The organism is Streptomyces sp. NPDC006265, assembly GCF_040613555.1.
Lineage (GTDB): Bacteria > Actinomycetota > Actinomycetes > Streptomycetales > Streptomycetaceae > Streptomyces.
Genome location: NZ_JBEXSH010000642.1, coordinates 1 through 5,334, shown reverse-complemented (window position 1 = coordinate 5,334; position 5,334 = coordinate 1). Strand labels below are relative to the sequence as shown.

Annotated in this window: 4 protein-coding genes and 2 pseudogenes; all 6 read right to left on the bottom strand. The window is 71.3% G+C overall.

Annotation, left to right across the window (positions count from 1 at the left end):
* Positions 1 to 676, bottom strand: a 676-nt coding sequence (locus tag ABZ281_RS36230; RefSeq protein WP_356662304.1) for an HAD family hydrolase, incomplete at its 3' end; no start/stop codon positions are given.
* Between the two features lie 49 nt (positions 677 to 725).
* Complete coding sequence (locus ABZ281_RS36225) at positions 726 to 2,318, bottom strand: DUF1254 domain-containing protein (RefSeq protein WP_356662303.1); 1,593 nt, start codon at positions 2,316 to 2,318, stop codon at positions 726 to 728.
* 330 nt (positions 2,319 to 2,648) lie between these two features.
* A pseudogene (locus ABZ281_RS36220) lies at positions 2,649 to 2,794 on the bottom strand (pyridoxamine 5'-phosphate oxidase family protein); the annotation flags it as partial.
* Positions 2,795 to 3,359: 565 nt separating this feature from the next.
* A pseudogene (locus ABZ281_RS36215) lies at positions 3,360 to 3,737 on the bottom strand (flavodoxin domain-containing protein); the annotation flags it as partial.
* A 16-nt stretch (positions 3,738 to 3,753) separates the two neighbouring features.
* Positions 3,754 to 4,485, bottom strand: coding sequence for a CBS domain-containing protein (locus ABZ281_RS36210; RefSeq protein WP_356662302.1), 732 nt, complete (start codon positions 4,483 to 4,485; stop codon positions 3,754 to 3,756).
* Positions 4,486 to 4,640: 155 nt separating this feature from the next.
* A partial coding sequence (locus ABZ281_RS36205; RefSeq protein WP_356662301.1) for a universal stress protein occupies positions 4,641 to 5,334 on the bottom strand: 694 nt, incomplete at its 5' end.

The following is a 5,334-nucleotide window of genomic DNA, read 5'->3' as shown; positions in this document are numbered from 1 at the left end:
GGACGTCCTCCGGTTTGCCGGGCCCGAGCGCGACCGGGCCGTGCGGGGTCGCCCGGCGGACCAGCGCGCCGTCCCGGTAGGCGAACTCCGGGGCCGAGCCGATGACGTTCTCCCTGGGCAGACCCCAGGTGTCCTCGCAGATCACCCGCATGAAGTCGCGCCCGCCGCCCGAGCAGACGAACAGCCGCCAGCCGTGCGCCCTGAGGTAGTCGAACAGCTCCAGCATCGGCTGGTAGACGAGACCGGAGTACGGCACGCCGAAGCGTTCGTGGCGCCAGGAGTCCAGGTACCGGGCGGCCTCGGCCTCGTACTGGGCGAGCGTGGAGCCTTCCCAGGCCGAACCGATGGCCTCCACCATCGACGCCACCGCGTCGGGGTCCTGTTCGTTCAGCGCGCGGAAGTACGACGCGTCCCGGTCGACGATCGCCCGGTAGGGCCGCTCGCGGGCCAGCGACGGGTCCGCCTCCAGCCGCGCGGCCAGTTTCCCGAGGACGAACGCCATCTGCACCGGCGCGGGCTTCTCGACCCACAGGGTTCCGTCGTTGTCGAACACGGCGACCCGGTCCATCGGCGCGACGAAGCCCGGCGAGCCTTCCGCCGCCGCGGACGTCACGAAGTCGACGATCGCCCGTTTCGCGGCACCGTCGTTCCAACTCCCCAGCGGGGTCGTGCCCATGCACCTCACCGTCCGTACCGTCGTACCTCCGAAGCGCCGTCGGGCGAGGTCAGTCCACCGCCTCGATCTCGCCCGGCCGCCAGGTCTTGTCGAAAAACGGCTGCAGCGGGCTGTAGAGCCGCAGGACCACGAACCATCCCCGGCCCGGCGTGGTCTGGATCCAGTTGCCCTCCGGCACGCCGTCGGGCCGGTCGGGCCCGAAGTGCACCGTGGTCGTGCCGTCCGCGTCGGGGACCGCTGCCGGGGTGGGATAGGCCTGGCTGCCGGCCCGGGGGAACCGTTGCGGGGTGTCGAGCATCGACCGCGTCTGGTTGTCGTAGACGGTGACCGACCAGAACCTCGCGGCAGGGATGTCCGGCGGAAGGACCAGTCGGTAGTACCTGCCTCCGTCGAAAGCCCGGCCCTCCTGATCCGCCAGGGAGAACACGTACTGCGAGCCGACGCCGGGCAGCGGCGCCGTGAACGCCGGGCTGATGCCCACGCCCAGGTACCACCACCAGGAGCGCAGGTTGAGTTTCCGGGCGCCGTCGTTCGGGCGGGGCTCGACGCCCCTGTCGGTGATGTCCGCGGGCGGGGCCAGGAACTCGTGGCCGGACACGAGCAGGCCGTTGAGCCACCGGGAGGAGGCACCGTAATAGTGCGCCCCCTCGGCCGGACGCGGACGGCAGGCGAGGGTGCGGGCCGTGGCGTTGCCGACCGCGGCTGCCTCGGTGAGGATCTCCCGCATCCGCGCGTCCGGATCGAAGGGCCTGCCCTTGACGATGCCGACCGCGGCCAGAGCACCGGCGATCTCGGGGTCGAGGGCTTCGGCCGGCTGGTCGTGCACGAGCTCGCTCGCGAAGTCGAAGTACGTCGCGTCCCCGGGCGGAACCGTGTTCATGGGAAGGCCTGAGCCCTCGACGAAGCGCGGCGGGTCGGGCCTGTGCAGGGCGGCGGTCCAGGTCTGAGCGGTCCACGGCAGCGGCGGGGCCGTGCCGCCGGTGACGATCTCCCCGATGCTGGTCCCGTAGAGCCCGGGGACGTAGCGGTAGAGGCGCAGTCCTTCCTTGACCCGCTCGACCGCCGGCTTCGGGTCATCGCCCTCCAGGAAGGCCCGACCGCCCAGGATGAGCCGCGTGGTGCGGGTCCGGAGCGTGAAGAACCCGCCCTCGGGAAGAGGGCCCTCGTGACCGGGTGGCACGAAGAGGTACTTGCCGCCCGCTCCGCGATCCGGACCGGCCATGCCGGGGTCCGCGACCCAGCGGAACCACATGTCGTTGAGGAAGCAGAGGGCCAGGGGCGGCACTTCCACCACCAGCGGACCCTCGGTCAGGTCGAGGAAGGTCAGGAAGTAGACGGTGTCCGCGTTCCCGGTCAGCACGAGCGTCTTGGGATCCATGAACTCCGAGAAGAGCAGGACGTCGTGGTCCTGGATTCCGGCCTCCAGGAATCCCTTGCGGGCCGCCCACAGGCTGACGCCGGAATACGCGTCGAGGAACGCGCTGACCGCGCGCACGTGACTTACATGGTCGTAGACCCGGTTCGCGGTCTCCTCGGTGGGCACACCCAGCGGGAATTCCAGCGTGCCCAGGTGGGTCTCGACCCGCTCCGGAGTGGAGATCGACTCCATGGCCTGGGGTGAGACCTGTGCGGTGCGCTGCAAGGGATCGCTCCGTTCTCGGGAAAGGGCCACCCTGTCGACCATGTGCCTCACCTACCGCAGACCACCACCGCACCTGGGCCATCGGAGGGTCTTGGAGTGGAGGGGTAGGTGGTTCGGCCTTCGGCGGGGCACGGCTGAACGACGCCGGGCAAGACCGTCACCGTGTCGTCCCTCGCCCCGGGCCGACGGGCCCCGTTCCTGGCCGCTACGTCGTCCTCACCGGGCCGGCTGTGCCTTGATCGTCAGACTCACCGTGACCGGCGTGATCGACACGGTGGGGAGATCGCACCGGGCGAGCGCCCTGATGCCCACCAGCTTGGGCAACGCTTCGGCACCGCTCTCCTCCAGGAGGAAGTTGACCGGCAGGACGGCGGGCAGGGCGTCGCGGGTGTGCACAATGCGGCCCACGGGCGCGCTGGCCAGCCGGCCCAGGCTCTCCTGCCGGTTCAGCTCGCGGATCCGTCATTGCGGTACATCAGCCCGGTCGTCTTCCCATGTGTCGTCCGGTGCGCGGACTCCGATTCTTCGCGGGGAAACAACCGGCGGCGAGGGCCGACAGTCCCTGACCGGTCGCGGAACGGCCCTCCTCCGGACAGCGGGTGGGGCCCGCCCCTCTGACGTGTCCACCGGTGCCGCGTTCAGGCCGCGCCGGTCTCGACGGCCTTGTGCCGTGGTCCGCCCGGCACGACCTTCAGCGCGCCGATGCCGGCGGTTCGGCCCACCGGACCTCCGCGACCGTCCGCCGGCCGTACTCGGACGGTACCTGCCGCAGGGCCGGACGCTGGTGAGCGGCCATCTTGCGCCCGGCAGGCACATCACGGTCTGGCTGGACGCCCGCGGCAAGCTCGCCACCCCGCCGACCGGGCCGGTCGACGCCCTTGTCTCGTCCGTGCTTCCCGGTCGTGGCACCGTCTCCGTCCTTGCCGGCGCCGCTTTCGGTACGGCATCCCTCGCACCGGCGGCGTCTCGCCCGACGGCGCATGGCTCAGTGGGACGCGAAGTGGCGGCTCGTCGGTCCGCGGTGGAGCAAGCAAGCGGGCCGCCTTCGGCGAGGCAACCGCCGAAGGCGACATGGTGCCGGACATCCAGCCTGGCCATCGCCCTCTTGACGCCCGGCATGGGCGGGATGTCCCGCCGCGAGGCCGTCGAGTCGAGCGGTCCGGAGCTGACGAACCACGCCGGCCGGTGCGCCCGTGCTCCGCGGTGCCGCCGTACGAAGCGCCTGGCGTCCTTGTGTCAGCGCCCGGCGTACAGGGCGCCGCCGACCACCACGGCCTCGTAGGGATTCAGGTCCGTCACGGACCGGGCGGGCACCTCGGCCGTGATCCCCATCGTCCGCAGCACATCCGCCACGGTCTCGGCGATCTCTTCCGTCGATCCGTTGGTCGCCCCGTGGGCGACCAGCACCCTCTGCTCCATGGTGGTCCGCCTCCTCTCACAGACGCCGCAGCCAGTCGTCCGCGACGCCGCCCGGAACGCCTCTGTCGTCGTGGAACTCGGAATCGTCGAAGCGGTGGGTGAGCCTGTCCACGACGTCGACGACTCCGTCGGTCCGTCGGGTCATGGCCACGGCGATCTCGGTCTCGCTCTTTCGCTCCATCTGGCCTTCCAGCGTGACGACTCCCTCCGTGACGGTGACGTCGATGCTGCCATTGACCAGCCACAGTCCGCGTTCCAGCACCTCGCACATCACTTCCTCGCGGATCTCCCCGTCGGGGCGCAGGAAAGTCTGCAGCAGGTCGTGGCGGGTGACGATGCCGACCAGGCGGTCGTCCTCGTCGAGCACCGGAAGCCGGTTCACGCGGTGCCCGACCATGGTGCGGGCGGCCTCAACGACGGTGTCCTCGGCGTGCACGCTGACGGCGGGAGCGGTCATCAGCCGGCCGGCCGTGCGCGCCCGTGCCTTGGCCGCCCGCCGACGGGCGCGGGGTGTCAGCCGTGCGACGCGGAACCGCGGGGGCGGCTCGTAGGCGAGCGGCGTCGCGGCCTGGTGGAGCATCAGGTCCGTCTCGGAGACGACGCCGATGACATGCTGGTCGTCGTCCACCACGGGCAGTCCGCTGACGCGGTGTTCCGAGAGCAGCCTGGCGACGGCCTTGAAGGAGGTGCCGTACTCGGCGCGGATCACCTCGGTGGTCATCACGGAGCCGACCTTCTGGTTCCTCATGCTGTTCCTCCTCAGCGCAGTCGGCGCGGACAGGACGCGGATCACGATGACCGGACAGTCCGCCGCGGTGGCCATGGTCAGAGTGACGGAGCCGAGCAGGAGGTCGGCGAGTTCGCCGCGCCTGCTCCTTCTGTGCGTCTCTTCGGTGGGCCGCGTCAGTCGTGCGCGACGACGGCGACGGGGGTGGTGGCGTGGTGCATGACCGCGTGGGCGACGGCGCCGATGTGCACGCCGAACGGGTTGCGGCGGATGCGGCGTCCGACGACGACGAGGGAGGCGTCGCGAGCCGCGTCGATGAGGTGTTCGGCGGGAATGCCGAGCCGGCAGGTCTCGGTCACCTCGACGTCCGGGTACTTCTCCCGCCAGGGCAGGAGTGCCTCAGTGAGTGCTTCGGCCTGGGCGCGGGCCAGTTCCTCGCGCGGGTCGAATCCGGCGGCCAGGCTGTAGGTGTAGGAGGACGGCAGGGTCCAGACCCTCAAGGCGGTCAGCGGGGCCCCACGGCGCCGCGCCTCCTCGAAGGCGAAGGAGAGGACGGTCCCGTCGGGGCTGCCGGTGTCCAGCCCCACGACCACGGGCCGGAAGCCTGTGGCGGCGGACGGGATGCCGGCGGGGCCCATGAGGTGTTCGTCGGCGGCCTGTTCGCCCGCCCGGACGAGGATCACCGGCGCCTCGGCGTGGGCGAGGACGGACTGGCCGACGGACCCGATCAGGAAGCCCGCGAGGCCGCTCAGGGCACGCGAGCCCAGCACCAGCAGTTCCGCGTCGCGAGCGGCTTCGAGCAGCACCTCCGCCGGAGTCCCGGCCCGCTGCTCGGTGGTCACCTCCACCCCGGGGTGCCGCAGCCTCAGA